Origin of the sequence: Delftia sp. CH05 (assembly GCF_009827015.1) — a bacterium.
Taxonomy (GTDB): Bacteria; Pseudomonadota; Gammaproteobacteria; order Burkholderiales; family Burkholderiaceae_C; genus Comamonas; species Comamonas tsuruhatensis.
Map to the genome: position 1 here is coordinate 148,087 of NZ_WUMG01000010.1, position 25,926 is coordinate 174,012.

A 25,926-nucleotide genomic window follows, 5' to 3' on the forward strand; every position below is an offset into this window, starting at 1 on the left:
GTATCTTTTATTTGGTTTTTGATTTTGGGGGCGTCATGGAAAAATGGGCAGATCAACCAATTTCTGTAATTACAGTTATTGATGAAATTAATCGCGAGCAACAGTTTCTAGTAAAGGTTATTCCAGCGTCTGGCTATTCTGCATACATGTTGGTTGATAAGGAAGGAAATCAATCGCCGAAATCTTTTAAAACTGAAACTGGATCTGTTGTTAATTATGTGTTTTTTGATGCTTTGTGGATAGAAAAAGATGACGTGTATTCTTTGGTGATCGCGACAAAGCAGAAAGATATTTATATGGGAAAGCTCAAATAAAATTTCGCCTTTGTCAGTAAAATGCAGGGAGAAGATTGATTAGGCAAAAATTCTCTGATCGTCATTCATTTGTTTGACGCTCTAAAATTTTTAGACTTGAGCTTTGCTCTCCAGCGATCCAGGCACCTTTTCTGTCGACGGTTAATAACCTTGCTACACCGCCGCGCGCAATCAGCACTAAGTCAATTTTGTAGTTTCGTTCCGAGACATCAGTGTTGGGGTTAACGCCGCGTGCGTATACAACAATGCGTTCGAACGTGTCCGCCACTAATTGGCGAGCCTGAAGCCGCGCGTCGATCTGTTGCGCCTCCACGTCGGCAGTCAACGCGCGCCATGCGACATCGGCACCAGTGATGTCCATGCGTGCGGCGCCGGCCAGCTCCAGTTCGGCCGCCTGCTGCCTGGCCTGAGCAGCGGTTAGTTCGACCTCCAGCTGGCGAGCGCGCCGTGCGAACACTGCCGGCGTGCCCTCGTCGGCGCTGGCCAGCATTGCGTCGGTGAGCTTGTCGAGCTGGGCGCTGATCTGGTCCACCTCCTGGCGGGCTGCTGCCACCTGGGCGCGCGGCATCTGGCTGCGGTCTGCCCCATACAGAGCCTGCAGGTTCACGATGTCGCTGCAGTAAGACATGATGGCGCGCTCAACTGGTGCCACGCTTGTGCTTCCGAACACCGCGCACCCACCGCCATAGGCCGCTGCCGAGGCGCAGAGCAGCCGCCGGTATCCATCCCGAATGCGCCCATCGGGCAGGCGCTTCTTTGTGGCCAGGTGCTGGCCCGACATGGGCCGGCCGCAGTAGCCGCACACGGTAATGCCGAGGCCGGTAATGATGTGGGGCAGATCGCCCTTGACCCGCCGGCGGCCGCTTTGCGCTGCTACCCGCTGCAGTTCAGTCCACTCGTCTGCACTCAGGACGGCCGGGTAGTAGTCTTTGAGTTGGTATTCCTCGCCGTCAAGACTTACGGGCTTTATGCCCGCGAGCTGGGGCATCTTGATGATGCGGTAGACCTGGGTTGTGACGTTAACCCGCGTTGTCGAATACAGCCGCAATCCCTCTGCATCGAGCCGCTGCACGATGCCTTTCCCGCCGTGCCCTTGCGTGTACAGCTCAACGGCCCTGCGCACGGCCGCTGCGCGCTCGGGGTCGATCTCCCATCCCGCTTCCGTCTCCTTGATCCATTCGGGATCATGTCCCTGGCGGACACGTCCCCGGTACGTGCCGTTCTGCCATCCCTCGCACAGGCGCCTGATGCTCGCCTTCACGCGCTTGCTCTTCGTGTCGCTTTCTTCATGTGCCCGGATCATCACCAGCAGGCTGTAAACCAGATCCATGGGGTTTTCTTTGAGCCGTGTACGGCTGTAGGCCTTTCCGTCGCTCGCTGTGACCACGGTGATGCCCGCATTTACAATCTGGGCTAGTTGCGCCTGAGCCTGGATGGGCTCTGCGCGAGAGAGGCGGTCCAGCCCCTCCACGATCAGCACAGATCCATGCGGTACACGCCCGTCCTCCACGGCCCGCAGGAACACCCCAAGCGCGCCACTTTTGATGTGCTGCTGGTGGTAAGCGCTCAGGCCCTCGTCGCGGAGGGTCAGGCTGCTGTCGAGCTGCAGGCCGTGCTCAGAGGCCCATTTTTCCGCGTATGCCAGCTGCCTGTCCGTGCTGCTCCCCGTTGACTGCTTGGGGTCCGAGAACCGCAGGTAGCTATAGACAAGACCTTTAGAAGTTTTTCCCATGAATGAAACTGCTGTCAAAGTGGATCGGCTGCCCCGTATAGGTATGGTATCCCTCGGGTGCCCCAAGGCACTCACGGACTCCGAACTCATCCTCACCCAGCTCAGCGCCGAGGGCTACCAGACCTCCAAGACCTTCGAGGGCGCTGACCTGGTGATCGTCAACACCTGCGGCTTCATCGATGACGCCGTGCGCGAGAGCCTGGACACCATTGGCGAGGCGCTGGCCGAGAACGGCAAGGTCATCGTCACCGGCTGCCTGGGCGCCAAGGCGGGCAAGGACGGCGGCAACCTGATCCAGGAAGTGCACCCCAGCGTGCTGGCCGTGACCGGTCCGCACGCCACGCAGGAGGTGATGAATGCCGTCCACACCCATCTGCCCAAGCCGCACGATCCCTTCATCGACCTGGTGCCGGGCGCCTTTGGCGAGGCGGGTATCAAGCTCACGCCCAGGCACTACGCCTATCTGAAGATTTCCGAGGGCTGCAACCACCGCTGCACCTTCTGCATCATCCCTTCCATGCGCGGCGATCTGGTTTCGCGTCCGGTGGGCGATGTGCTCAAGGAGGCGCGTGCACTGTTCGAGGGCGGCGTCAAGGAACTGCTGGTGATCAGCCAGGACACCTCGGCCTATGGCGTGGACGTGAAGTACCGCACGGGCTTCTGGGACGGCAAGCCGGTGAAGACACGCATGCTCGAACTGGTGCAGACGCTGGCCGAGATCGCCGAGCCCTATGGCGCCTGGGTGCGCCTGCACTATGTCTACCCGTACCCCAGCGTGGACGAGATCATTCCGTTCATGGCCACGGGCCGCGTGCTTCCCTATCTGGACGTGCCTTTCCAGCACAGCCATCCCGATGTCTTGAAGCGCATGAAGCGCCCCGCCAACGGCGAGAGGAACCTGGAGCGCCTGCAGCGCTGGCGCGAGATCTGTCCCGACCTGGTGATCCGCTCCACCTTCATCGCCGGCTTCCCCGGCGAGACGGAGCAGGAGTTCGAGCACCTGCTGCAGTTCCTGCGCGAGGCGCAGATCGACCGTGCGGGCTGCTTTGCCTACAGCCCGGTCGAAGGCGCTGCCGCCAACGAGATCCCCGGCATGCTGCCCCACGAAGTGCGCGAGGAGCGCCGCGCGCGCTTCATGGCCGTGGCCGAGGAGGTTTCCACTGCGCGCCTGCAAAAGCGCGTGGGCCAGACGATGCAGGTGCTGGTGGACAAGTCCGTGGGCCTGGGCAAGAAGGGTGGCGTGGGCCGCAGCTATGCCGATGCCCCCGAGATCGACGGCCTGGTGCACCTGCTGCCGCCCGAGAAGGCCAGCAAGACCTACAAGGTGGGCGACTTCGTCAAGGCGCGCATCGTGGGCACGCAAGGCCACGACCTGGTGGGCCAGCCTGTGTAAGCCTGCCGTTCTGCCATCTCCCGAAAACGGGCAAGGTTCTCCTTGCCCGTTTTTTTGTCTTTTCCGGACCAGTGCCTGATATCGATCAAGGCGGCCGGACCTCTTCGCTGAAATGCTGTACCTACTTTGACGCAAAGAAAGGATGGCGCGAATGAACAGGACCATGAAGGCCGCCGTGGTGCGGGAGTTTGGCAAGCCGCTCACCATCGAGGAAGTCCCGGTGCCCAGGCCCGATCCCGGCCATGTGCTGGTGAAGATCGAGGCCTGCGGCGTCTGCCATACCGACCTGCATGCGGCGCAGGGCGACTGGCCCGTCAAGCCCAATCCGCCTTTCATTCCCGGCCACGAAGGCGTGGGCTACGTGGCCGCCGTGGGCGCGGGCGTCACCCACGTGAAGGAGGGCGACCGCGTGGGCATTCCGTGGCTGTACACGGCCTGCGGCCATTGCGAGCATTGCCTGGGCGGCTGGGAGACACTGTGCGAGCAGCAAAAGAACACCGGCTACTCCGTCAACGGCGGCTTTGCGCAGTACGCGCTGGCCGATGCCAATTTCGTGGGCCTGCTGCCCGGCAGCGTGGACCTGATCGAGATCGCGCCCGTGCTGTGCGCGGGCGTCACGGTCTACAAGGGCCTGAAGGTCACCGACACCAGGCCCGGCAACTGGGTGGTGATCTCGGGCATCGGCGGCCTGGGCCACATGGCCGTGCAATATGCCAAGGCCATGGGCCTGAACGTGGCGGCGGTGGACGTGGATGACGACAAGCTGGCGCTGGCCCGGCGCCTGGGCGCCCAGGTCACGGTCAATGCCATGACCACGGACCCTGCGGCCTATCTGAAAAAGGAGATTGGCGGCGCGCACGGCGCACTGGTGACGGCGGTCTCGCCCAAGGCCTTCGAGCAGGCGCTGGGCATGGTGCGGCGCGGCGGCACGGTATCGCTCAACGGCCTGCCGCCCGGCAGCTTCCCGCTGCCCATCTTCAACATGGTGCTCAGCGGCGTGACGGTGCGCGGCTCGATCGTGGGCACGCGGCTGGACCTGCAGGAGTCGCTGGATTTCGCGGCCATGGGCAAGGTCAAGGCCACCGTGTCCACCGACCGGCTGGAGAACATCAACGACATCTTCGCGCGCATGCATGAAGGCAAGATCGAAGGGCGCGTGGTGCTGGACCTGAACGCCTGACGCTTTGCCCACCCTCAAAAAAACAGGCTTCCCTCGGGAAGCCTGTTTTGCATGGTGCACGCCTTACACCATGCGGCGGATCGGGCGCTTCTTCCACACCAGCTTGTAGTAGGCGGTCTGCAGGCACAGCGTCAGGGTGTAGGACAGCGGAAAGGCCATCCAGATTCCCATCAGCCCGAAGCTGCGGCTCAGCCACCATGCCATGGGCAGCTCCAGCACGGCGAGCACCGTGATGGTGATGGCCGTGGGAATGACCACATCGCCGCTGGCGCGCATGATGGACGACAGGGCGATGAAGCAGCCCAGCAGCAGGCCGCTCCACAGCACGATGTACAGCAGCTCGATGGCCAGCACCAGCACCTGCTCGTCGGTGATGAACATGCCCAGCAGCGGCCGTGCGAACAGGCTGCCGATCAGGGCCAGGGCGGCGCCCAATGCCAGGTTCATGCGGATGGCCGTGGCCGTGATGGCTCCCAGGCGCTCGCTGCGGCCAGCGCCGATGGCCTGGGCTCCGAGGATGGAGGCCGTGATGGCCACCGAAATGACCGGGAACTGCGCAAACGAGTTGATCTGGTTGACCGCACCGTAGGCTGCCGTGGCGCTGGAGCCGAAGCCGTTGACCAGCGACACGACGACCAGCCCGGCCATGGACGAGGCGATCATCTGCACGCCCGTGGGAATGCCCACGCGCAGGATGCTCTTGAGCAGGGTCCGGTCAATGCGCATGGCCTTCCACAGCGCGGCATTGGGCGCCAGCGGGCTGGCTATGCGGCGCAGCCGCCAGCCCAGCCAGGCCAGCGCCAGGGTGAAGCCCAGGATCATGGACACGCCCGCGCTGGCCACGCCCAGGCGCGGCAGGCCGCCCCAGCCCGCGATCAGCGCCGGCGTGCAGACCAGGCCCGTGCCGGTGGAGATCAGCAGGGCCAGCATGGGCGAGACCGTGTCGCCCACGCCGCGCAGCAGCGAGGTGGCCAGCAGGAACACGAACAGCCCCGGCATGCCCAGCAGCACGATGCGCGAATACAGCGTGGCCTGCTCCATGATGTCGGGCGGCGTGCCCAGCAGACGCATCAGCGGCTCGGTGAACAGTCCGCCGAACAGGGCCACGACGGCGCCGAACAGCAGCCCTATGCACATGGCCGTGCCTGCGATGGCGCGCAGCTTGTCGTGCATGCGCGCACCGTAGGCCTGGCCTATCAGCACCGAGGAGCCTGCGCCCAGGCCGATCACGAAGGCGATGAAGAGAAACATCACCGGAAAAAAGGCCGCGACGGCCGCCAGGGCCTGCACGCCCAGCATCTGGCCGATGAAGACGCTGTTGATGGTGCCCGACAGCGACTGCAGGATATTGGCCAGGACCATGGGGCCCAGGAACACCAGGAAGGTGCGCCACAGCGGCTGGGTGCCGTGGGCGATGGGCGGCCCGGCGGGGCTGGATGCGGCAGGCGCAGCAGCCTGGGGCTGAGGTTCGTTAGGTTTCGTCATGTTGTGTCTGTTAATGCGACGAGAAAATGCAATGGAAGGCGGGGGCTTCAGTCCTGCGCTGGCGATGGCGGCGATGGCGGCGAGGACCAGGCAGCGCTGCTCAGTTGCTGCAGATAGCTTCGCACATCCTCGGGCCAAGTGGCGGTGTGCCTTGCAAAGGCGTCGGCCTGGTGTGCAAAGAGGGCGCGGCTGGCGTCCTCGAAATGGGGCAGGTCGCCCGCCATCTCGCTCATGAATCGGTAGGCGGCCTCGGTGGCGGCGCGCACGGCATCCTGTGCGGCATGCTTGCCACGCGCCTCGTCCACCAGTCTGCGCAGTGCGCCGGAGGCGCCGCCGGGCTGGCGGTTCAGCCATTCCCAGTGCCGTGGCAGCAAGGTGACTTCGCGTGCCACCACGCCCAGCTTGGGGCGGCCCACGCTGCGCGGTGCGGCGGCTTGGCCGGGTGCGGGCGATGCGGCCAGTTCGCTGCGCCAGTCCAGGTCCAGCCGCATGCCGCTGTGGTCGTCGAAAACCCACAGCGGCGGCGCCGATCCGCTGCCTTGCGGCTGCTGTTCATGGCTTTGCAGGAACTGCAGGACGGCAGGCCTGTCCCCCTGCAGCACGCGGCCATGGCCCTGGAAGATGGTGTAGCTGGGTGCGGGCTCGGCGCCCGCCATGCAAGAGTCGGTAGTCATGAGCTGGATATTAGCCGGGTAAAATATGCAAGTCAATTAAACCCGGGTAAATATCTGTATGGATGCCGCGCGCCCAAAGAAAAAGCCCCTGGCAGAGACTGCCAGGGGCTTCGCAGAGGGAACTGCAAGCGTTGTTTAGACGCGCTTGCGGTACTCGCCCGTGCGGGTGTCGATTTCGATCTTGTCGCCCTGGCTCACGAACAGGGGCACGGGCACTTCAAAGCCGGTGGCGATCTTGGCGGGCTTGAGCACCTTGCCCGATGTGTCGCCCTTGACGGCGGGTTCGGTCCAGGTGATTTCGCGTTCCACGGACGTGGGCAGTTCGCAGGAGATGGCCTTGCCGTCGTAGAACACGACTTCGGCCTGCATGCCGTCTTCCAGGTAGTTGATGGCGTCGCCCATGTTGGCGGCTTCCACTTCGTACTGGTTGTATTCGGCATCCATCCAGACGTACATCGGATCGGCGAAGTAGGAGTAGGTGCACTCCTTCTTGTCCAGGATCACGTTGTCGATCTTGTCGTCGGCCTTGAACACGACTTCGGTGCCCATGTTCGACAGCAGGGCCTTGAGCTTCATGCGCACGGTGGCGGCGCCGCGGCCACCGCGAGCGTATTCGGTCTTCAGGACGATCATCGGGTCCTTGCCGTGCATGATCACGTTGCCGGCGCGGATTTCTTGAGCGATTTTCATAGCTTGCTTGGCTGAGGTTGAAGCCGCTCAACAGGGCAGGCAAGCGAAGTCGCTGGGACGGTGCGCCTGCCGCAGTTCCGCGGCGGGTGCAACCCTGGTTGGTCGATGGCGGCCGGCTGGCGGTCGCCCGCAACGGCGCCTCCAGGGAGGCAAAACGTGCATTCTAGCTTTTTTCGGTCACGAAAGCTTGCAGCTGCTCAATCAATGGGGTCTGTTGCAGCAGCCGCGCACGCGCGGCCAGTGCGCAGTCCTGCCATTGCCGCAGCAGCGCAGGCGTGATTGCGGGCAGGGTGCTTGCCGGTGCCATGCCGTTCCAGGCATGGTGGAAGGCGCGCAGGCTGGCCGGCGCCTGCAGCCAGTCCAGGAAGGCGTCTAGCTTGTCGTGGTGGGCGTCGTCGTGCTGGGGATAGATGTGCCAGACCAGCGGCTGGCCGGCCCACAGCGCGCGTACCAGCGAATCCTCGCCGCGCACCAGGTTCAGGTCGCAGGCCCAGAGCATTTCGTCGAACTGCGGCTGGGGGCAGGGCTGCGGCGCATGCCGTGTCACCGTACCGTGGTCTGCGGCGGGCACGTCGGCCATGGCCTGTTGCACGGCGGCGGCTGCGCGCCCCGGGGTCACCAGCAAATGCGTGGCCTGCGGCGCAGGGGGCGCTGCATGCAGCTGGTACAGCCAGTGCGGCAGGGCAGGGGGCTCGTAGCAGAACAGCGAGATGGCGCAATCGTCGGTGCCTATGCCGTGGCGTGTGCGCCAGGCCTGCCGGCCCTCGGAAGCAAAAGCCGCCTGGCGCGCGGCCAGGTCCGGCTCGCGCAGCAGGCCGCCCGTGGCGGCCGTGAAGCCCGGATAGAAGAACCAGCGCGTCAACCCCGCAGCCGGCCCCGACATCAGCGGCGAGGGCAGGCGGTGGCAGCGCTCCACATAGTCCTCTGCCGACAGGTATTCGAGGTTGATCCACAGCGGCGCGCGGCGCGCGATGGCCGCCAGAAAGGGCGGCGGAATCTCGCAGCCGAAGGCCTCGATGACCACATCACCCACGGCCTGCGGAATGTCCTGCGCCTGCGTGGGCCAGCCGTGCACGCTGAGTCCGGCCGGGTGGGGCTGGGGCGCCATCCAGGCCAGGGCGCTGGCGTCGTCCATCCACAGCCGCACGCGCTGGCCGCGTGAGGCCAGGTCGGCAGCCGCGCGCCAGCACACGCCGATGTCGCCGAAGTTGTCTATGACCTGGCAGAAGATGTCCCAGGTCCGTGCAGCGGCCTGTTCTGGCAGAGGGGCCGGGGGGATGGGGTTGAAGGCAAGCATGGGAATCAGGGTTCGCACAGGTGTTCGACCAGCAACTGGGCCACGGGCGGCAGGGCCTCCTGCGAGCGTACGCACAACATCAGCTGGCGCTCGGCCCAGGGCTCGTCCAGCGCAATGCAGCGCAGCGGCAGGGCGCCCAGGTACAGGCGTGCGCTGCCTTCGGGCAGGATGCCGACGCCCAGGCCCGAGGCCACCATCAGGCACAGCGCGTCATAGCCCGTGACCTTCATGCGCAGCCGGGGCTGCAGGCCCAGGTCGGCCGCGGCGCGCGTGATCTGGTGGTTGAGCGCGCTGCCGGCGTGCATGCCCACCAGGTCATGGTCCAGCACCTGGGCCAGCCGCAGCGAGCGCCGGCGAGCCAGCGCATGGCCCTGGGGGACGATGACGATGAGGCGGTCGCGCCGGTAGGGGCGCAGGCGGATCTTCTCGCCGTAGCTGCCCTGGTTGAGGATGCCGATGTCGGCCTCGTTGTCGGCCACGGCGCGCGCGATGTCGCTGCTCACGCGCTCCTGCAGGCGCACGTCCACATGCGGGTGCTGGTCCAGGAAGCGCTGCAGCTGGGAGGGCAGGAACTGCGTGATGGCCGAGATGTTGGCCATCACGCGCACATGGCCGCGCAGGCCGCTGCCGTACTCGCGCATCTGCTCGCCGATGCCGTCCAGGTCATTGAGCACGCCACGCGCCATGTTCAGCAGTGCAAAGGCGGCAGCCGTGGGTACGCTGCCGCGGTTGCTGCGGGTGAACAGCTCCACCTGCAGCTGGCTCTCCAGCTCGGCCAGCCGCCGGCTGGCGGCCGAGGGGGCGATGTGTTCGCGTGCGGCGGCGCGGGCGATGGCGCTTTCCTCCATCACGGCCACGAACAGGCGCAGCGAAATCGGGTCGAGTTTCATGGGGTGGCGATTATCGCCCGGCCCCGCCCGACCGGGTTCTGCCATGCCGGTTTGCGATGGCAGCGTCGCGCTTGAGCGTTTTGCGGCCGGCGCGGACGGCGGCAAGATCGGCGCCGCGGCAATGCCATCGGAGGCCGGCCGCAGGAGACAAAGAGGAAGCGCTAACCCATGACACAACAGACAAGGCAGGCCCCCACACCCGGCGCGCTCAGCGGCGTGCGCGTGGTCGAGATGGGGCAATTGATCGCCGGGCCGTTCTGCGGCAAGACGCTGGGCGAGTTCGGCGCCGACGTGGTCAAGATCGAGGCGCCGGGCGCGGGCGATCCGCTGCGCAACTGGCGCCTGATCAAGAACGGCACCTCGGTCTGGTGGCAGGTGCAGTCGCGCAACAAGCGTTCGGTGGCGCTGGACCTGCGCCAGCAGGAGGGCCAGGACATCGCGCGGCGCCTGATCGCCGAGGCCGATGTGCTGGTGGAGAACTTCCGTCCCGGCACGCTGGAGGGCTGGGGCATGTCGCCCGAGCAGCTGCATGCGCTCAACCCCGGGCTGGTCATCCTGCGCATCTCGGGCTACGGCCAGACCGGCCCCTACCGCGACCTGCCGGGCTTTGGCGTGATCGGCGAGGCCATGGGCGGCCTGCGCCACCTGACGGCCGAGCCGGGCCGGGTGCCGGTGCGCGTGGGCGTGTCCATTGGCGACACGCTGGCCGCGCTGCATGGCGTGATCGGCGTGATGATGGCCCTGTACCACCGCAAGGTGAACGGCGGTGCCGGCCAGGTCATCGACGTGGCGCTGCATGAGGCCGTGTTCAACGTCATGGAAAGCCTGCTGCCCGAATACAGCGCCTTCGGCGCCGTGCGGGAGGCCGCAGGCAGCGCGCTGCCGGGCATCGCGCCGTCCAACGCCTATCCCTGCCAGGACGGCTGGGTGCTGGTGGCCGGCAATGGCGACTCCATCTTCAAGCGCCTGATGGCCACCATCGGCCGCCAGGACCTGGCCGACGATCCGCAACTGGCAGACAACGCGGGCCGCGTGGCGCGCATTGCCGAGATCGATGCCGTCATCGGCGGCTGGACGCGCACGCAGAGCGTGCAGGCCGTGATGGACCAGCTGGCCGCCGCACGCGTGCCGGCCGGCAAGGTCTACACCGCCAAGGACATTGCCGAGGACCCGCACTACCGCGCCCGCGACATGATCCTCAGCCAGCACACGCGCGACGGCGACGACATCGAGGTGCCGGGCATCGTGCCCAAGCTCTCGCTCACGCCGGGCACGGTGCGCACCAGCGCCCCCCATGTGGGCGACGACACCGATGCCGTGCTGGCCGAGGCCGGCCTCACGGCCGAACAGATTGCGCTGCTGCGCAGCAAGGGAGTGATCCAATGAACGCCGTCCACCCCACGGATGTCTGGCAGGGCGCGGGCCGCCGCGTCTTCTTCAACGAGGTCGGCACGCGCGACGGGCTGCAGATGGAGCAGGCCTTTGTCCCCACCGAGGACAAGATCGCCCTGGTCAATGCGCTGTCGCAGGCCGGCCTGTCCAAGATCGAGGTCACGGCCTTTGTCTCGCCCACCGCCATTCCCGCGCTGCGCGACGGCGAAATCGTCATGCGCGAGATCGAACGCCGCCCCGGCACCGTCTACACCGCCCTGGTGCCCAATGCGCGGGGCGCCGAGCGCGCCATCGAGGCGCGCACGGACGAACTCAACCTGGTCATGTCGGTCAGCGAGACCCACAACCTGTGCAACCTGCGCATGCAGCGCAGCCAGTCGTTCGCGGCGCTGGCCCAGGTCGTGGCCACGGCGCAGCAGGCGGGCGTGCCCGTCAACGTCTCGCTGTCATGCTGCTTTGGCTGCCCCATGGAGGGCGATGTGCCGCAGCAGGAAGTCTTCGGCTGGGTGCAGCGCTTTGCCGATCTGGGCGTGCAGGGCATCACGCTGTGCGACACCACGGGCATGGCCTTCCCGGCCCAGGTGCGCGCCATGGTGGCCGCCTTCCGGCAGCGCTGGCCGCAGCTGAGCATGACCCTGCATTTCCACAACACGCGCGGCATGGCGCTGGCCAATGTGCTGGCCTCCATCGAGGCGGGCGGCGACCGCTTCGATGCCTCCATCGGCGGCCTGGGCGGCTGCCCCTATGCGCCGGGCGCCTCGGGCAATGCCTGCACGGAGGACATCGTCCACGCGCTGCAGCTCATGGGCTACGACACCGGCGTGGACCTGGCGCAGATCGTCGCGGCCGCGCGCAGCCTGCCCGCGCTGATCGGCCATGACACGGCCAGCCAGATCGCCAAGGCCGGCGCGCGGCTGGACCTGCACCAGCCACCAGCCGACTTTGCAGCCATCCGCGAACGGGCTTTGGCCAAGGGCTGAGGCCGGCGCGCATTCTCATTCACAAGAACCGAGCAAACCAAGGAGACAAAGATGAAGAAGATTCAACGCAGACAGATCGCAGCCGTGGCCATGGCCATCGCAGGACTGGGCCTGGGCGGCACGGCCGCACTGGCGCAGGGCGGCTACCCCGCCAAGACCATCACCATGATCGTGCCGGCCGCAGCCGGCGGCACCACCGACCTGGCCGCGCGCATGGCGGCCCAGGCCCTGGCGCCCGTCATCGGCCAGTCGGTGGTTGTGGACAACAAGGGCGGCGGCAACGGCTCCATCGCAGCCAGCCTGGTCAAGCGTGCCGAGGCCGATGGCTACACCCTGCTCATGCAGTACTCGGGCTACCACGTGATCTCGCCCCACCTGACCAAGGCCCGCGCCTGGGAGCAGGGCGACTTCCAGCCCGTGGCCAATGTGCTGTCGGCGCCGCAGATCATCGTGGTGCGGTCCGAGCTGCCCGTGAAGACGCTGGCCGAACTCGTGGCCTATGCCAAGGCCAACCCGGGCAAGCTGAACTACGCCTCTTCCGGCAACGGATCGCTGCAGCACGTGACCGGCGCCATGCTGGAGCAGCAGGCCGGCATCAAGATGGTCCACGTGCCCTACAAGGGCACGGGCCCCGCGCTGCAGGACCTGCTGGGTGGCCAGGTGGACCTGACCTTCGGCACGGCGCCGCCCTTCATGCCCCATGTGCAAAGCGGCAAGCTGCGCGTGCTGGCCGTCACCGGCACGCAGCGCCTGCCCAGCCTGCCGGATGCGCCCACCACGGCCGAGGCCGGCTACGCAGGCGTCAACGCCACCTCCTGGTTTGCCGTGTTCGCGCCCGCCGCCACGCCCAGGCCCGTGATCGACAAGCTCACGGCCGACCTCAAGAAGGTCGTGGAGAACCCGGCCTTCAAGCAAAAGGCGCAGGAGCAGGGCGCCACGGCCGACTACATGAACCCGCAGCAGCTCGGCGCCATGGTCAAGACCGACTGGGCCAACTGGGCCCAGGTGGTCAAGTCCTCGAAGATCGAGGCCGAGTAAGAGCCCGAGGGCCCGCAGGCCCGCTGCGGCGGGCCCGGGCAGCGGCCACAATAGGCGCATGTCCGAACCCCATTCCGATGAACTGCTGGCCCAGGTGGCAGCGCTGCCGGGTCTGCCCGGCGTCTACCGCTATTTCGACGCGGCAGGCGCGCTGCTGTACGTGGGCAAGGCCATCAACCTCAAGCGCCGCGTCTCCAGCTACTTCACCAAGAACCATGGCGGCACGCGCATAGGTCACATGGTGGGCAAGATCGCCCGCATGGAGACCACGGTGGTGCGCTCCGAGGCCGAGGCCCTGCTGCTCGAAAACAATCTGATCAAGACGCAGCAACCCAAGTACAACATCCTGTTCAGGGACGACAAGAGCTATCCCTATCTGAAGATCACCGGCGTGGCCGCGCGCGACGGCCGGGATGGCGAGCCGGCCCACCAGCTCTTTGCCCGCATGGCCTACTACCGCGGCGCCGTGGACAAGCGCCACCGCTACTTCGGCCCCTATCCCAATGCCTGGGCCGTCAAGGAAAGCATCCAGCTGCTGCAAAAGGTCTTCAGGCTGCGCACCTGCGAGGACACGGTCTTCGCCAACCGCTCGCGGCCCTGCCTGCTCTACCAGATCAAGCGCTGCTCCGGCCCCTGCGTGGACCTGATCTCGCCCGAAGCCTATGCGCTGGATGTGCGCAATGCCGAGGCCATGCTGCGCGGCGAGACCCAGGAACTGCTGCGCCAGCTGGAGGCCCGCATGATGGAGCACGCCGGGCGCATGGAATACGAGCAGGCCGCCGAGGTGCGCAACCAGATGACGGCACTGTCGCGCGTGCTGCACCAGCAGGTCATAGAAACCGCCGACGACCGCGACGTGGACATCCTCGCCGTGAAGGTGCAGGGCGGCCGCGCCTGCGTGAACCTGGCCATGGTGCGCGGCGGCCGCCACCTGGGCGACCGGCCGTACTTTCCCGCCAACCTGGGCGATGCCGCCTCGGTCTACGCCGGCGAGGAAGAGGCCAGTCTTGCCGAGTCCGCGCGGCCGGTCGAGGAGATCGTGCTGGAGGCCTTCATCGCCCAGCACTACACCGGCGTGGCCGTGCCGCCCGTGCTCATCGTCAGCCACCCGGTGGACAAGAAACTGCTGGCGCTGCTGAGCGAGCAAGGCGGCGTGCGCATCACCGCCGTGCAGCAGCCGCGCGAGCAGCGGCGCATCTGGCTGGAGATGGCGCAAAAAAACGCCGACATCCAGATGACCCGCCTGCTGGCCGAAGAAGGCTCGCAGCAGGCGCGCACGCGCGCCCTGGTCGAGGCGCTGGACCTGGCCTGCGAGAACCTGGACGAACTCACCATCGAATGCTTCGACATCTCGCACACGGCAGGCGAGGCCACGCAGGCCTCCTGCGTGGTCTTCCATCACCACAAGATGCAAAGCAGCGAATACCGGCGCTTCAACATCGAAGGCATCACGGGCGGCGACGACTATGCCGCCATGCGCCAGGTGCTGACGCGCCGCTACAGCCGCGTGGCCGAGGCGCAAAGAGAGGCGGGCGGTGCCGAGCTCACCGGCAAGCAGCCGCAACTGCCGGACCTGGTACTGGTCGACGGTGGCAAGGGCCAGGTCAGCATGGCGCGCGAAGTCTTCGAGCAGCTGGGGCTCGATGTCTCGCGCATCGTGGGCGTGGAAAAGGGCGAGGGGCGCAAGGTCGGCCTGGAAGAACTGGTCTTTGCCGACGGGCGCGAGAAGATCTACCTGGGCTACGACTCGGCCGCGCTGATGCTGGTGGCCCAGATCCGCGACGAGGCCCACCGTTTCGCCATCACCGGCATGCGCGCGGCGCGCGCCAAGGTGCGCGTGGGCGGCGGCAAGCTCGAGGAGATTCCGGGCGTGGGCCCCAAGAAGCGCGCGCGCCTGCTGCAGCGCTTCGGCGGCGTGCGCGGCGTGTCGGAAGCCACGGTGGAAGACCTGTGCAGCGTGGACGGCATCTCGGCCGCGCTGGCTGAAGATATCTACCGTGCATTGCATTGAAACGACTGTCCCGCGGGCTGCACCGCAGGCCCGCAAACAGAACCTCAAACACCAAGGTACGTGACACAATGGCGGCCATGTTTCTCACAATCCCCACCTTGATGACCTGTACGCGGATCGTCGCGATTCCGCTGATCGTCGGGGTGTTCTATGCGCCTTTCGACGTGGCGACCCGCAACCTGGTCGCCACGGTCATGTTCATCGTCTTCGCGGCCACCGACTGGCTCGACGGCTACCTGGCGCGCAAGCTCAACCAGACATCGGCCTTCGGCGCCTTCCTCGATCCCGTGGCCGACAAGTTCCTGGTCTGCGCCTCGCTGCTGGTGCTGGTGCATCTGCAGCGCACCGATGTGTTCGTGGCCCTGATCATCATCGGCCGCGAGATCGCCATCTCGGCCCTGCGCGAATGGATGGCCCACCTGGGCGCGGGCAAGAGCGTGGCCGTGCACATGCTGGGCAAGCTCAAGACCACGGCGCAGATGGTGGCCATCCCCTTCCTGCTGTACGACGGCCGTGTGTTCGGCATGATCGACACCGGCGTCTGGGGCCAGGTGCTGATCTGGGTGGCGGCGGTGCTCACCGTCTGGTCGATGGTCTACTACCTGCAAAAAGCCCTGCCGGAGATCCGCGCGCGGGTCACGCACTGAGGGCGTTGCGGATCGCTCCCCCAGCCCATGCGCCTGACATGCGGGGCGGTCTGGGGTGCTCTTCTTTTGGAAGCATATGAGTGAGGCAGGGCAGCTGCTGCAGCCTTGCCGGCGCGCAGCGCCAAGGCGCATTGCAGCACTGGCAAGGCCTGCGGCGGGCAAGTCCATTGTCAACCCTTGTCAATTCGTGAAGCCGCTAGCACCCGCTGCGCGCAAAAAACCGGCCGCAAAGCCAAAGCTGGCGCCAAAACCGCATAGAATCGTGCCCTGTCGTTGCGATGCACAGCGTGCATTGACACCTGGAAGGTCGATGGCTTTAATTCACCGATGCCTGCCCCGAGGCAAGCGTCGAACGGCAAGCCAGATTCCGTATCCGTCGCGCCGGGTTTCTGGTCGCGCCAAGTTGGTGGCCGCAGAGACATTCCATTCACTTATTTCTCCAGAGGCATCTTGTGAATAAAACCGAACTGATTGAGCACATCGCTAACAACGCCGACATCTCCAAGGCTGCGGCTGCTCGCGCACTGGATTCCACGATTGAGGCTGTGAAGAAAACCCTCAAAAAGGGTGGTACAGTGTCGCTCGTTGGTTTTGGTACATTCGCCGTTGGCAAGCGCGCCGCCCGCACGGGCCGCAACCCCCGCACCGGCGAGACCATCAAGATCAAGGCCGCCAAGGTTCCCAAGTTCCGTCCGGGCAAGGCATTGAAGGATGCCCTGAACTGACACCAGTCAAGGTGGGGTGCTTAGCTCAGTTGGTAGAGCGGCGCCCTTACAAGGCGTAGGTCGGCGGTTCGACCCCGTCAGCACCCACCACCATAAACTGAATGAAATCAAGGCCCTAGAGACATCTAGGGCCTTTTTCTTTGCCCGTTTTACCGCCCAGAATGGTAGCCAAAGGGAGCCTCTACCAGCCGGAAATAGTTGTCTGCCAACTTGCCTGGGCGTAGACTCGCGCCCCATTCGCAGCATGTCGGAGTCCAGTCTTGGCAGGTAAAAAACAGTTCCCGAATGGCACTTGGCAGTACACCTTCAAGCGAAAGGGTGTGCTGGATAAGCCGCTATATCTGACCTTCGACACAGAGGTCGAGGGTGATGAATATGCGGCTCGGCTGGATGCGCTCCTGGCCCGAGGCATCGTGCCCGCAGAGCACCAGAAGGCTGAGGTGGTGCTGACGATCAAGGAGCTGGTGCGCGAGTACGAGCGTGATGCGCATCCGTCGCCGAAGGATCGCAGTGCCCTCGGCACCATCCTGGACAGCCGTGGTCACTACCCGCTGAGTGAGATCAATTCGGCGTGGGTCGATGGCTGGATTACGGAGATGAAGCGGGTGGATAACCTCGCGCCGGCCACCATCCGCGCCAAGGTAGGGGCGCTGGCCAGGTGCACAGACTGGGGGATGCGAAAGGGGCTGCTGTCCCTGCCGGACCATCCGCTACGCACGTTGCCAGACGGATATGCCCAGTACACAAAGACGGATGCCGCGCTGGCGGAAGGTGGCGCGCGCACCGATGTGGAGCGTGACCGGCGCCTGGAACGAGGAGAGTATGAGGCCGTGCTTGCAGTGATCGATGGGGGGGTGCTCGCGCGCAAGCAGCGGCCGCTGAAGTTGGAGCATCAGGCGGCGCTGCGTTGCCTTTTTGTTTTGGCCGTGGAGACGGCCATGCGGATGCGCGAGATGTACACGCTGACGCTCGCGCAGGTGGACCTGCCACGGCGAACGGTGTTTTTGGACAAGACCAAGAACGGGGACAAGCGGCAAGTGCCGCTGTCCTCGGTGGCAGTTGGAGTGCTTGAGGGCTACCTGCAGGGCCTGGATCTGCCAAGCCCGCAGTCGTTGATTTTCCCGTGGTGGTCGAAGCGCGATGAAGACCTGCACGCCACCACTGATTACCTGTCGACCCTGTATGCGGGGATCATGGAGCAGGCCGGCGCCAAGGGCCTGCGATTTCATGATCTGCGTCACGAAGCGACCAGCCGCCTGTTTGAGCGGACCACGCTGAGCGAGACGCAGATCATGAAGATCACAGGCCACAAGACGCAGCGCATGCTAATGCGCTACGCGAACCTGCGTGGCACGGACCTTGCCAACGCTCTTTGGTGAGCGCTTGCGCACGAGGCGTTCGGCCGTCTGCTGGAGGATGACCTTTTCGGCGTGGCGTACCACGTCGCGGCGCATGAAGACGTAGGCGCGCCCGATCTTTCCTGCTGGGATTGTCCCGTCGCGTGCCATGTCCTCGGCTGTTTTAGGGTGGACTTTCAGGATATCTGCAGCCTCTATCAGGCCCACGGTGTCGCTGTTGCTCATTTTCGATTTCCTTCTTCGGCGCGCTCGGCCGCCCGGTAGCCGGCCTCGAATGCGTCCACGATGTTCGATGCGCCACCGGCCTGCAGCCAGGCCTCGCACTTGTCGGCCAGGGCGTCGGGCGGCAGCGGCTTGCGCGCCTCCAGCTTTGCCCGGCGGTTCCAGTTCTCAACTGCAGCATCGCGGCTTGGCTGGGGCTGCCCTTGGCGCACCTCGCAAGTCCGGCATTCGGCGAAGTGGCCGGAACGTCGGTTGGAGACACGCTTGAAAAGGACGCGGACGGGTCCGCCACAGAACGGGCAGGGCAGCGGGTCGGGTGTTGGTGCTGTGGTCACGGGGTCTATCCTTTCTCGGCGTCCTGCTTCCGGCGCAGTTCGCGCAGTCCCTCTGCCGCATAGGCTAAGGCGCGGGCGCTGCGCAGTGCGTTGCTGATGAGGGCCTCCGCCTCGCGCTTGAGGTCGCGGACGATATGGCGCTCGGGGTGGTCGATGGTCACGCCTTCGTCGATGGCGGCCACTGCTGCCAGCGTTTCTACGGCCAGGTCAGCCAGGCTTTGCTGTGTCATGCCGGTCCTTTCTGCTGCGCCTGGGCGCGCCGCGATTGCTGGTGTGCCTTGAGCGCCGCCTTATAGCTGGCCTTGGCTTCCTTCTTCGTGTTGGCCCACTGGCCCTGCACGTCGCGGTAGCTGTCCCAGTCGCCGTCCCAGACCATGCGATACATGCGGTATTCCTGCGTACCGTTGAGGACGTAGCCGCGTGTCTCGAACTTCGGCAGCCGGCTTCCGCACAACCACTCGCGGAACGTGCAGCCGGTGTCCGCGTCCAGCCACTGGCTGTACTGCGTCTGCTTCGCGGGCGGCGTCGGCTCTGGCAACTGCTCCAGCGCCAGGGCGGCGCCGGCCGTCGTAGTCACGAACACGATGTCGCGCGCATCGCAGAATGCCGGCGTGCGCACACGGGCCATGAGGCCCATGGACTCCAGCGCCTGGAGGTCTGGATAGTCGGTGGTCCCGGTGCTGGTGACGAAGTGGTTGCGGTAGGACCGGCGCTGGCGCTCGCTCAGGCCCAGGGTGTGTTGCAGCAGGCGGACCTGCTGGGGTGTTGCGGTTTGCATCTAGCTCTCCTTGTGCCCAGTGGGGCGCGCGCGGATGGCGGCGGCGCAAGTCCTTGCCGTGTCGGCGCGCTGCTCGTCGCCCCAATCCAGGTTGATTCGCTGCTGGGTGTCGCATGCCTTCGCGCAGGTCTCGCGTTCAGCGGAGGCCACCATGGCGGCAAACGAAAGCAGCCTGTCCAGGTCCGTGCCGACCCAGGTCTTTGGCAAGCCCTGGTCCGCCGGAAAGATGCGTCCGAAGCCCGTTGCGCAGGCCATGGCGATCACGTCGTCGCGCGTCATGCCGCCCCCTTGGCTGCTGCCTGGGCTGCGGCCTCGGCGGCAGGTTTGGAGCGCCAGTAGCGTGGTGCCCCATCTTTCCTGACCATGGTTTCCGTGCAGCGGAAAAAGCGGCTGTTGTGGCGCACCAGCATCCAGATCTCTTTGCCGCGCATGTAGTGCACCTCTGCCCTCCATGGGCCTGTCGAAAGGGTCGTGCTCATGCTTCACCGCCTTCCTTGGCCTGGGCTGCGATAGCGGCACGGATGGCTTCTCGCGGATCGTCGCTCCACGAACGGCCAATCTCGCGCTCGCGCGGCTCGCTCATGTAGTGCTCGATGACGCGCCAATGCACGTCGGAGTCATCGCCTCCCGTGGGAACGTCAATGCTTCGCAGGTCGCAACTGGTATCACGCAGGAAGTCCAGCAGAGCCTTGTCGTCGCTCGCATCCACTGCAGGCGCAGCAGGCGCAGCAGGTGCTGCCTGTGCACGCAGCACACGCGCCGCCCGGGACGGCCCGCTCAGAATCACGCCTTCGGACTCTGGTGCGTCGGGCAGGCTGTCGAAGAACTCCAGGATCTCTTCCAGCTTGTCAGCCTGCTCCTTGTGGAAGATGACGTGCAGCGAATCGTCTTCCTTCGTTTCGCCCCAGTCTTCGACCGCGACGTTCACGATGCGGGCCAGCTGCAGCAGGTTCTCGATGACCTGCGTTGCAATGGCCGAGGGCGCAGCAGGTGCCTGGGGCGCTGCTGCCAGCCGGCGCGCAGCTGCCAGGGCCTGGGCGTGGCGTTCGCGCGGCTCGGCGTAGTGCGCCATCTGCGGCTGACTGTGCTCCAGGGCTGCAACGATCAGCGCCAGGTCGTTGCCAGGGGCTGCAGGCGCTTCCAGGGCGGGCGCTGCCTGGCGGCCCAGGTCGAAGTAGGTGCGCATCTGAGCTGCCGTGAAAACTCCCTCGCGGCCGATTTCGTGACCGAGGCTCCCGCCGCCAGTCGAGACCGATCCGCGCTGCACCCAGTCGGCCACAGGCTCGGGAAGCGACGGGTACTCGCCCTGGGGCGCCACAGCGGCAGGCTGCAGGTACACGGTGCGCCAGTGCCCTTCATTGCCCTGGCGGCACGGCTCCACATCCGTGAAGAACTGGCCTGTGTGCGTGTTGACGTAGCCGAAGGGCGTCACAGCGGCGGAGGCTTCGATGTCTTTTTTCAAGGAATTCATGGTGCTATCCTGTTTTCCCGATTTGCGGCGGGAGGTGTTCTATGTGGACGTGCAAGAGCTGTGGACTGCTCGTGATGTTCAAAGCAGTGGAGCCCGAGATAGACGAGGAGGGCATCTACTTCCTGTGCCCTGGATGCGATGCTCGGAACGAGCTGGTGAACGTTGATCCGAGAGGCGGCGGGATCGTGCTGGGTCAGCCAGCGGATTGAGCGGGCTGCGCGGCTTCTTGAGCTGCGGCTGCCGCCTCGCCGCGACGGCCCCAGCCCGCCGCAAAGCCATCCTTGTAGGCATTGGCCTCGGTGCAGGGGACCTCGGCTATAAGGCGGTATCGGTCGAGACTGTCGTTACGCTCAGCCTCCATTCGCGCGCGATCGTCCTCGCGACTGGCCAACCCCACCACAACGTCAGGCTCGGCATCCGGGTCGAAGTCGCACGGGGAAAGTCCGTAACCTGCGAATGCCAGCAGGTGCCGGGCCATGCCGATGACTGCCTGCTCTTCGGATTCGGTCAGCTCGCCCTTGCCGCACAGGGCGTTACTGCTGATGCACACGACGTCTTGACCTTCTATCGAAGCCACCACAGCCCAGGTTTCCGGCATGGGCGGGTGCTCTGGAGCAACAGCGGCAGGAGCTGCCCCGGCGGTGATTCGTGCGATGGCCGCGCCGATGGCAACGCGGTCTTCTTGTGTGAGGGAGTCGCGGCGGGCGGCGTCCATCAGGCGCTTGGCCAGGGTGTCCTGTGTGGTGGTCATGCTGCTTGCTCCGTGGTGTCGGCGGGGTTGAGGAAGTCGGCGGGGATCAGGACGCCCAGCTTGTTTGCCGCGCGCCAGCCCAGCGGTTCGCACTTCGCAATTGCTGCGTTCAAGGCCTCGAATGCCTCGCGCAGCGCGTCAGGAACCTCGCCGTCCTCTGGCAGGTCGTCCATGAAGTGCTCATTGGGGTCGATTGGCCGCGCGTGCACCGGCTCGCATTGAACGAGACGAACACCTTCGGGATTCAGCTCGTGCTCCTCCAGCCAGTCGCGCAGGTCATCGAGGTCGAAAAAGTAGCGGTCGCTGTCGAATACGCACAGCGGCATCAGCTCCTCAGAAAGAGGCGCCTTCGGCATGGCCTGCCACTTGGCCTCCTGCTTCTCGGCGTAGCACGCCTTGCAGTAGGAGCGGTTTTCGACAGGCCCGTGCTCGGGGTTCTCTTCGCAAATCCTGTGTGTCGATCCGCAGAAGCGCGCCATGCGCTCGTCCTTGCCCCAGAACCGGCCGTCGCGCGCAACCCAACCAGTGACGGTCTGAATGCTTGCGGCCTCGGGGGAACTGGCCAGGATCATTTCGGGCTGTTGCTTCGTTGCTGTCATGAGGTTGCCTCTATGCGCCAGAGCGCTTTGGTGGTGTTGATGACGTGGCCTGCGCGCTGCAGGAGCGGGCAGGTCGGGGGTGGGGTCGGGGTCAAGCGGCGACTCCGTAGATCAGCGCCTCATGGGCGAAGTTGGCGCGGGCCAGGGCCTCGGCCAGCGGCGGGCAGACGCTGTTGCCGCACATGCGGACCTGTGCTGTGGTGCTCAGGTCGATGAGCGGCACATCACGCGGATCGCTGGCTTGCTTGCCGTTGCGGAACAGCAGGGCCGGGTCGGGCACGCGCTCGAAGTGGTAGTCGCGTGGGAAGCCCTGGGCACGGAACAGCTCGCGCGGCTTGAGCATGCGCAGCGTGATGTCCACAAGCACCCACCACTGGTCCGCGTGCCACATGAGGACCAGTTCGGCCGGGTCTGGGAAGTGCTCAGGCAGGTGCTTGTGCAGCAGCTCGGCGCAGAGCCGGGCGCGCTCGGCATGCTCGGGCGCCAGCGTTGCGGCCGGCACCTGGCAGGTCTGCACCAGGCCCATGCGCGCCTTGGTGGGCACGGTGTGCATGGGCTCGCTGCAGGCGCTGTCCTGGCCGCCCTCGCTGTAGTACTTCACGAGGTAGGCCGTGATCAGGCGCTGCTGCGTGCCGCTGGATGTGACCGTGGACATGGGGTCGTCCACCGCACGCCCGTCGCCGTCGTAGAACCCGCCGTTGGCTTGCTCCAGGCACGCGGCCACCATGGCCTGCTCACCCCGGTTGGCGCCGGTGACGGTGCGCAGGGGCTCGCGCGGATCGTTGCCGGTGCGCTCGCCGTGGTGGGTGAGGTGGGTCAGGTGCACGGCAGCCAGCGCGCTGGTGCCGCCACTGGCGGTCACGGTGTTGAGCGGCACTTCTAGGCTGCGGACGCCGTGGCTGAAGCGCTTGCCACCGGCCGGGCCTTCGCCGTGCCCCATGTCCACCAGGTGCGCCGCCACCATGTCCATCTGGATTCCGGTGCTGGGCCGCTTGGGCGTGCCGCCGGCCGTGACCGTTGGCAGGGGTGAGTCCATGGAGCAGCCGATGGCGCCCGTGTTGAACTTCGTGATGTGGGCCATGGCCACGGCGCTCTTGATGCCGCTCGCCACCACGGTGCCCAACGGTGCCTCGATGTCCTGCACGCGCGGCTGCTGGCCTTGGCGCTCGCCGTAGCCGATGGTGACCAGGTTGGCACCCACCAGGGCGTGGTGCGTGCCGCTGGCGGCCACGGTAGACAGCGGAGCATTCACCGCATGGCCCATCAGGTGCTGCTCGGACGTGCCGCGCAGCGGGGCCATGACAGGCGCCATCACGGGCTGGGCCACAGCGCGGTGGTTCTGCGTGGTTACGGTGCCGATGGGGCGATCCGTGGGCGCCGGCCTGCCCGAATACACCGGGCCGCCGGCACCGACGATGAACGGGCTGGCACTGGTCAGCACATGGCGCCACAGGCCCTTCGCCACGCGGCGCATGGTGTTGTCCACCAGCGGGCGCTTGCGGCCGAAGACGCTCTCGGCCGGCAGGTCGAAGTCGATGCACTCGGCGGCCGTGCGGTGCGCAGCCAGCTTGCCGGCGATGACGCGGCGGTCGGTGGGCTCGGCGTGGGTCTGCTCGGGCCAGACGATGGGCAGGCCGTCGCGGCGGGCCACCAGGAACAGGCGTTTGCGAATCGTGGGCGTGCCGTGGTCGCTGGCGCGCAGCTCGCGCCAATCAACCTGATAGCCGTGCATGCGCAGCTGGCGCACGAACGATTTGAAGGTCTTGCCCCGGCGCGCGGGGTCCGGCCGGGCCAGGCCATCGGGGCCCACCAGGATCGGGCCCCAGGTCTGGAACTCCTCCACGTTCTCGAGCATGAGCACGCGGGGTTTGCACATGGCCACCCAGCGCATGCCCACCCAGGCCAGGCCCCTGATGTGCTTGCTGACCGGCGTGCCGCCCTTGGCCTTGCTGAAATGCTTGCAGTCGGGCGACAGCCAGACGAGCGCGACGGGCTGATTGCCCGTCACCTGGATGGGGTTCACGTCCCAGACCGATTCGCACAGGTGCAGCGTGTGCGGATGGTTGGCCGCGTGCATTGCCAGCGCCTCGGGGTCGTGGTTGATGGCGATGTCCACGGGCCGGCCGAAGGCGGCTTCCAGCCCGGTGGACGTGCCGCCGCCGCCCGCAAAATTGTCAATGATTAACTCGCCGGGGAAGGCCAGCGGCATGGTGAAGTTGTCGCGCTTCATCGGGTGGGGTTCCTTTGGGCCAAAAAAAGCCCTCGCGGCATACCGGGAGGGCTTCGGGGGAGGGGAACGAGGTCAGATCGCGCGGCGGAATGCCTTGGTCAGGTGCAGCCCTTCGACGGTATGCCCTCGCTTGAGAAGAGCCCGGCAGATCTGCGCCTGGGCGTTGTGGCTGGCACTGGCTTGGCGTGCCAGGCCGAGATAGCTGTTGCCACTGGCGTAGACATCGGCATCGGGCATGACCTCCAGCTGGCTGAGCGCCTGATGCAGCGTGCGCGGGCGTGTGATTCGGCGCCATGGCTTGATCACCTGGCCCACGTAGTCGATGCCGCGCGCGATGGGATGAATCACGGTCTTGCGCGGGTTGAGTGCGAGCCCCAGGGCTGGCAGCTTGGCCTCGACGCTGCGTAGGGCTTCGCCCAGCCACTGTGGGGATTCGTGCAGCAGCACCATGTCATCGACGTAGCGCGTGTAGTGCCGGCAGCGGATGGCGTGCTTGACGTGCTGGTCAACCTCGTTGAGCAACACATTGGCAAAGAACTGGCTGCTCAGGTTGCCTATGGGCAAGCCTTGGTGTCGGCCTGCATTGGCGAGGCGCTTGTGCGGTGGCACGGCGGCCAGCGTTGCGGCGCTGCCGCGCACCAGATAGTCCTCGCGCGGATCGTGGAACAGCACCATCTTGCACAGGCCTCGCCACCATGGTTCGTGGATCTGGCGCACCAGCAGCGGCCACAGCACGCGCTTGTCGATGCTGACGAAGAAATTGGCCAGGTCGCACTTCAGGTAAAAGCCAGGCCTGGTCCAGTTCTGTGTCTGGCTGCGCACCTTGGTCTCCAGCCGTTGGGCTGCGTACAGCGTGCCGCGCCCGGCGATGCAGGCGCAGGAGTCTGCGATGAATCGGCGGTGGAAGCGGTCGGCCACCTGGTTGTAGAGCAGATGGTGCACGATGCGATCGCGAAATCCAGAAGCCCAGACCTCGCGCGGCCGTGGACGGCTGATTGCGAAGCAGATGGAGCGACCGGGGCGGTAACTCCCATCGCTCAGCTCTTCATGGAGATCCACCAGGTTGCGCTCCAGATCCTGCTCGAATCGGAGCGCGCTGGCGGTATTGCGTTTGTGCCGGCGGCAGTCGAAGTACGCCTGCACCAGCTTTTCGAACGAATAGCCTGAATCCATAGAAACTCTCGGTGGGATATGCGGAAAGGCCGAACTCGGAACTCGTTGTTCCGGTTGTTGTTGTTCGTGTTGCCGTTCTCGAAATCGACAGCCCAGGGGTGTCGAGACGTTCACGTCGGCCCGCCGAGTGTTCAGCGGGCGGACTGCGCGGGATCACTACGGCTGCTGCCGGCGATATCCCTGCTGCGCCTGTCGGTGGGCTTGTGGCCCAGCGGCTCGACCAGATTCCAAGGCGCTATGGCTGGCCTGCCGTGGCAAGCCTGCGGCGGGCGCGCGTTCCGAGTGTTTCTGCCAGCCCGTAGCCTGTTTGCTGATGCTGGTGGTCAGGGCGATGGCGCGTGCAAACTGCTTGTGCGAGATCAGGCGCAGATCGACGGCGAGGCGCAGCGAGAGGTTGATGACCTCCACTTCCTCGCGCATCAGACCCAGGATCGGAGCTTTCTCCTGGCTGGTGTTGGCCTGGTAGGTTCGCATGACAAGAGCCATGCACTGCCTGCGCATGCCGGCGCCAAAGTCGGCCTTGAAGTTCCGGGGCATGTTGGCGACCAGATGTGTGACGAG

General features: G+C 65.7%; 28 protein-coding genes and 1 tRNA gene. 11 read left to right on the forward strand and 18 right to left on the reverse strand.

What is annotated here, in order from left to right; all coding sequences use genetic code 11:
• The first annotated feature begins 35 nt into the window (after window positions 1-35).
• Window positions 36-314 (forward strand): hypothetical protein, encoded by a 279-nt coding sequence (locus tag GRX31_RS11180; RefSeq protein WP_160852687.1) that lies wholly within the window; start codon window positions 36-38, stop codon window positions 312-314.
• Between the two features lie 61 nt (window positions 315-375).
• On the opposite strand, the gene GRX31_RS11185 is transcribed toward GRX31_RS11180, so the two are convergent.
• Window positions 376-2,046, reverse strand: coding sequence for a recombinase family protein (locus tag GRX31_RS11185; RefSeq protein WP_160852689.1), 1,671 nt, complete (start codon window positions 2,044-2,046; stop codon window positions 376-378).
• On the opposite strand from GRX31_RS11185, the gene rimO reads away from it, so the two are divergent.
• Both rimO and adhP read left to right on the forward strand, forming a co-directional pair.
• Window positions 2,045-3,439 (forward strand): 30S ribosomal protein S12 methylthiotransferase RimO, encoded by a 1,395-nt coding sequence (gene rimO / locus GRX31_RS11190; RefSeq protein WP_034399347.1) that lies wholly within the window; start codon window positions 2,045-2,047, stop codon window positions 3,437-3,439. The two genes, GRX31_RS11185 and rimO, sit on opposite strands and share 2 nt — an antisense overlap.
• A 151-nt stretch (window positions 3,440-3,590) precedes the next feature.
• Window positions 3,591-4,619 (forward strand): alcohol dehydrogenase AdhP, encoded by a 1,029-nt coding sequence (adhP, locus tag GRX31_RS11195; protein WP_016445343.1) that lies wholly within the window; start codon window positions 3,591-3,593, stop codon window positions 4,617-4,619.
• A gap of 63 nt (window positions 4,620-4,682) precedes the next feature.
• Here the strand turns inward: adhP and GRX31_RS11200 are convergent, their stop codons facing one another.
• The 5 genes from GRX31_RS11200 to GRX31_RS11220 all read right to left on the reverse strand — a co-directional run bounded on the left by GRX31_RS11200 (window position 4,683) and on the right by GRX31_RS11220 (window position 9,655).
• A complete protein-coding gene (locus GRX31_RS11200; RefSeq protein WP_160852691.1) occupies window positions 4,683-6,104 on the reverse strand; it encodes an MATE family efflux transporter in 1,422 nt (473 codons plus the stop codon).
• 47 nt (window positions 6,105-6,151) lie between these two features.
• Window positions 6,152-6,760, reverse strand: a complete 609-nt coding sequence (locus GRX31_RS11205) for a DUF2239 family protein (RefSeq protein WP_074923018.1) — start codon at window positions 6,758-6,760, stop codon at window positions 6,152-6,154.
• A gap of 153 nt (window positions 6,761-6,913) precedes the next feature.
• Window positions 6,914-7,468 (reverse strand): elongation factor P, encoded by a 555-nt coding sequence (efp, locus tag GRX31_RS11210; protein WP_016445346.1) that lies wholly within the window; start codon window positions 7,466-7,468, stop codon window positions 6,914-6,916.
• 163 nt (window positions 7,469-7,631) lie between these two features.
• The gene (gene earP, locus GRX31_RS11215; protein WP_160852693.1) at window positions 7,632-8,765 is read right to left on the reverse strand and encodes an elongation factor P maturation arginine rhamnosyltransferase EarP; all 1,134 of its coding nucleotides are present in this window, start codon (window positions 8,763-8,765) and stop codon (window positions 7,632-7,634) included.
• Window positions 8,766-8,770: 5 nt separating this feature from the next.
• Window positions 8,771-9,655: a LysR family transcriptional regulator gene (locus GRX31_RS11220; protein WP_160852695.1), complete on the reverse strand. Its 885-nt coding sequence runs from the start codon at window positions 9,653-9,655 to the stop codon at window positions 8,771-8,773.
• A 168-nt stretch (window positions 9,656-9,823) separates the two neighbouring features.
• Here GRX31_RS11220 and GRX31_RS11225 point away from each other — a divergent pair, with 168 nt between their 5' ends.
• The 8 genes from GRX31_RS11225 (at window position 9,824) to GRX31_RS11260 (ending at window position 17,827) form a co-directional block, all read left to right on the forward strand.
• Window positions 9,824-11,041 carry a CaiB/BaiF CoA transferase family protein gene (locus GRX31_RS11225; protein WP_016453012.1) on the forward strand — a complete coding sequence of 406 codons (1,218 nt, stop codon included), beginning with the start codon at window positions 9,824-9,826 and terminating at the stop codon, window positions 11,039-11,041.
• Window positions 11,038-12,027: a hydroxymethylglutaryl-CoA lyase gene (locus tag GRX31_RS11230; protein ID WP_160852697.1), complete on the forward strand. Its 990-nt coding sequence runs from the start codon at window positions 11,038-11,040 to the stop codon at window positions 12,025-12,027. Before GRX31_RS11225 ends, GRX31_RS11230 begins: the two co-directional genes overlap by 4 nt.
• Window positions 12,028-12,078: 51 nt before the next feature.
• Entirely contained in the window at window positions 12,079-13,065 is a 987-nt protein-coding gene (locus tag GRX31_RS11235; protein WP_160852699.1) for a Bug family tripartite tricarboxylate transporter substrate binding protein, read from the forward strand.
• 58 nt (window positions 13,066-13,123) lie between these two features.
• On the forward strand, window positions 13,124-15,076 hold the full coding sequence (uvrC, locus tag GRX31_RS11240; RefSeq protein ID WP_160852701.1) for an excinuclease ABC subunit UvrC: 1,953 nt from the start codon (window positions 13,124-13,126) through the stop codon (window positions 15,074-15,076).
• 77 nt (window positions 15,077-15,153) lie between these two features.
• Entirely contained in the window at window positions 15,154-15,723 is a 570-nt protein-coding gene (gene pgsA, locus GRX31_RS11245; RefSeq protein WP_026062576.1) for a CDP-diacylglycerol--glycerol-3-phosphate 3-phosphatidyltransferase, read from the forward strand.
• Between the two features lie 452 nt (window positions 15,724-16,175).
• Entirely contained in the window at window positions 16,176-16,448 is a 273-nt protein-coding gene (locus GRX31_RS11250) for an HU family DNA-binding protein (RefSeq protein ID WP_012204727.1), read from the forward strand.
• 14 nt (window positions 16,449-16,462) lie between these two features.
• Window positions 16,463-16,538, forward strand: a tRNA-Val gene (locus GRX31_RS11255).
• Window positions 16,539-16,708: 170 nt separating this feature from the next.
• Window positions 16,709-17,827, forward strand: a complete 1,119-nt coding sequence (locus tag GRX31_RS11260) for a site-specific integrase (RefSeq protein ID WP_160852703.1) — start codon at window positions 16,709-16,711, stop codon at window positions 17,825-17,827.
• Here GRX31_RS11260 and GRX31_RS11265 read toward each other — a convergent pair.
• From GRX31_RS11265 to GRX31_RS11320, 12 genes are all read right to left on the reverse strand, one after another.
• Window positions 17,774-18,031 (reverse strand): helix-turn-helix domain-containing protein, encoded by a 258-nt coding sequence (locus GRX31_RS11265; protein WP_160852705.1) that lies wholly within the window; start codon window positions 18,029-18,031, stop codon window positions 17,774-17,776. The two genes, GRX31_RS11260 and GRX31_RS11265, sit on opposite strands and share 54 nt — an antisense overlap.
• A complete protein-coding gene (locus GRX31_RS11270; RefSeq protein ID WP_160852707.1) occupies window positions 18,028-18,363 on the reverse strand; it encodes a Lar family restriction alleviation protein in 336 nt (111 codons plus the stop codon). Before GRX31_RS11270 ends, GRX31_RS11265 begins: the two co-directional genes overlap by 4 nt.
• A 5-nt stretch (window positions 18,364-18,368) precedes the next feature.
• A complete protein-coding gene (locus GRX31_RS11275) occupies window positions 18,369-18,593 on the reverse strand; it encodes a hypothetical protein (RefSeq protein WP_160852709.1) in 225 nt (74 codons plus the stop codon).
• Window positions 18,590-19,141: a hypothetical protein gene (locus GRX31_RS11280; protein WP_160852711.1), complete on the reverse strand. Its 552-nt coding sequence runs from the start codon at window positions 19,139-19,141 to the stop codon at window positions 18,590-18,592. The genes GRX31_RS11275 and GRX31_RS11280 overlap by 4 nt, the downstream gene beginning before the upstream one ends.
• Window positions 19,142-19,420, reverse strand: coding sequence for a hypothetical protein (locus GRX31_RS11285; protein ID WP_160852713.1), 279 nt, complete (start codon window positions 19,418-19,420; stop codon window positions 19,142-19,144).
• A complete protein-coding gene (locus GRX31_RS11290; RefSeq protein ID WP_160852715.1) occupies window positions 19,417-19,620 on the reverse strand; it encodes a hypothetical protein in 204 nt (67 codons plus the stop codon). The genes GRX31_RS11285 and GRX31_RS11290 overlap by 4 nt, the downstream gene beginning before the upstream one ends.
• Window positions 19,617-20,612, reverse strand: a complete 996-nt coding sequence (locus GRX31_RS11295) for a hypothetical protein (RefSeq protein WP_160852717.1) — start codon at window positions 20,610-20,612, stop codon at window positions 19,617-19,619. The genes GRX31_RS11290 and GRX31_RS11295 overlap by 4 nt, the downstream gene beginning before the upstream one ends.
• Before the next feature lie 193 nt (window positions 20,613-20,805).
• The gene (locus tag GRX31_RS11300; protein WP_160852719.1) at window positions 20,806-21,363 is read right to left on the reverse strand and encodes a hypothetical protein; all 558 of its coding nucleotides are present in this window, start codon (window positions 21,361-21,363) and stop codon (window positions 20,806-20,808) included.
• Window positions 21,360-21,962 carry a hypothetical protein gene (locus GRX31_RS11305; RefSeq protein ID WP_160852721.1) on the reverse strand — a complete coding sequence of 201 codons (603 nt, stop codon included), beginning with the start codon at window positions 21,960-21,962 and terminating at the stop codon, window positions 21,360-21,362. The genes GRX31_RS11300 and GRX31_RS11305 overlap by 4 nt, the downstream gene beginning before the upstream one ends.
• Window positions 21,963-22,053: 91 nt before the next feature.
• Window positions 22,054-24,192 carry a DNA cytosine methyltransferase gene (locus GRX31_RS11310; protein WP_160852723.1) on the reverse strand — a complete coding sequence of 713 codons (2,139 nt, stop codon included), beginning with the start codon at window positions 24,190-24,192 and terminating at the stop codon, window positions 22,054-22,056.
• 72 nt (window positions 24,193-24,264) lie between these two features.
• Window positions 24,265-25,365, reverse strand: a complete 1,101-nt coding sequence (locus GRX31_RS11315) for an RNA-directed DNA polymerase (RefSeq protein WP_160852725.1) — start codon at window positions 25,363-25,365, stop codon at window positions 24,265-24,267.
• 156 nt (window positions 25,366-25,521) lie between these two features.
• Window positions 25,522-25,926, reverse strand: a 405-nt coding sequence (locus GRX31_RS11320; RefSeq protein WP_202396553.1) for a four helix bundle protein, incomplete at its 5' end; no start/stop codon positions are given.

Bases quoted from the DNA above. Each gene is read 5' to 3' on its own strand.
- earP (WP_160852693.1), bottom strand. From the start codon at position 8,765: ATGCTTGCCTTCAACCCCATCCCCCCGGCCCCTCTGCCAGAACAGGCC.
- GRX31_RS11200 (WP_160852691.1), bottom strand. From the start codon at position 6,104: ATGACGAAACCTAACGAACCTCAGCCCCAGGCTGCTGCGCCTGCCGCA.
- GRX31_RS11280 (WP_160852711.1), bottom strand. From the start codon at position 19,141: ATGCAAACCGCAACACCCCAGCAGGTCCGCCTGCTGCAACACACCCTG.
- GRX31_RS11275 (WP_160852709.1), bottom strand. From the start codon at position 18,593: ATGACACAGCAAAGCCTGGCTGACCTGGCCGTAGAAACGCTGGCAGCA.
- GRX31_RS11205 (WP_074923018.1), bottom strand. From the start codon at position 6,760: ATGGCGGGCGCCGAGCCCGCACCCAGCTACACCATCTTCCAGGGCCAT.
- efp (WP_016445346.1), bottom strand. From the start codon at position 7,468: ATGAAAATCGCTCAAGAAATCCGCGCCGGCAACGTGATCATGCACGGC.
- GRX31_RS11265 (WP_160852705.1), bottom strand. From the start codon at position 18,031: ATGAGCAACAGCGACACCGTGGGCCTGATAGAGGCTGCAGATATCCTG.
- GRX31_RS11185 (WP_160852689.1), bottom strand. From the start codon at position 2,046: ATGGGAAAAACTTCTAAAGGTCTTGTCTATAGCTACCTGCGGTTCTCG.
- GRX31_RS11295 (WP_160852717.1), bottom strand. From the start codon at position 20,612: ATGAATTCCTTGAAAAAAGACATCGAAGCCTCCGCCGCTGTGACGCCC.
- GRX31_RS11230 (WP_160852697.1), top strand. From the start codon at position 11,038: ATGAACGCCGTCCACCCCACGGATGTCTGGCAGGGCGCGGGCCGCCGC.
- rimO (WP_034399347.1), top strand. From the start codon at position 2,045: ATGAATGAAACTGCTGTCAAAGTGGATCGGCTGCCCCGTATAGGTATG.
- GRX31_RS11310 (WP_160852723.1), bottom strand. From the start codon at position 24,192: ATGAAGCGCGACAACTTCACCATGCCGCTGGCCTTCCCCGGCGAGTTA.
- GRX31_RS11290 (WP_160852715.1), bottom strand. From the start codon at position 19,620: ATGAGCACGACCCTTTCGACAGGCCCATGGAGGGCAGAGGTGCACTAC.
- GRX31_RS11300 (WP_160852719.1), bottom strand. From the start codon at position 21,363: ATGACCACCACACAGGACACCCTGGCCAAGCGCCTGATGGACGCCGCC.
- uvrC (WP_160852701.1), top strand. From the start codon at position 13,124: ATGTCCGAACCCCATTCCGATGAACTGCTGGCCCAGGTGGCAGCGCTG.
- GRX31_RS11180 (WP_160852687.1), top strand. From the start codon at position 36: ATGGAAAAATGGGCAGATCAACCAATTTCTGTAATTACAGTTATTGAT.
- GRX31_RS11225 (WP_016453012.1), top strand. From the start codon at position 9,824: ATGACACAACAGACAAGGCAGGCCCCCACACCCGGCGCGCTCAGCGGC.
- GRX31_RS11235 (WP_160852699.1), top strand. From the start codon at position 12,079: ATGAAGAAGATTCAACGCAGACAGATCGCAGCCGTGGCCATGGCCATC.
- GRX31_RS11305 (WP_160852721.1), bottom strand. From the start codon at position 21,962: ATGACAGCAACGAAGCAACAGCCCGAAATGATCCTGGCCAGTTCCCCC.
- adhP (WP_016445343.1), top strand. From the start codon at position 3,591: ATGAACAGGACCATGAAGGCCGCCGTGGTGCGGGAGTTTGGCAAGCCG.
- GRX31_RS11285 (WP_160852713.1), bottom strand. From the start codon at position 19,420: ATGACGCGCGACGACGTGATCGCCATGGCCTGCGCAACGGGCTTCGGA.
- GRX31_RS11220 (WP_160852695.1), bottom strand. From the start codon at position 9,655: ATGAAACTCGACCCGATTTCGCTGCGCCTGTTCGTGGCCGTGATGGAG.
- pgsA (WP_026062576.1), top strand. From the start codon at position 15,154: ATGTTTCTCACAATCCCCACCTTGATGACCTGTACGCGGATCGTCGCG.
- GRX31_RS11315 (WP_160852725.1), bottom strand. From the start codon at position 25,365: ATGGATTCAGGCTATTCGTTCGAAAAGCTGGTGCAGGCGTACTTCGAC.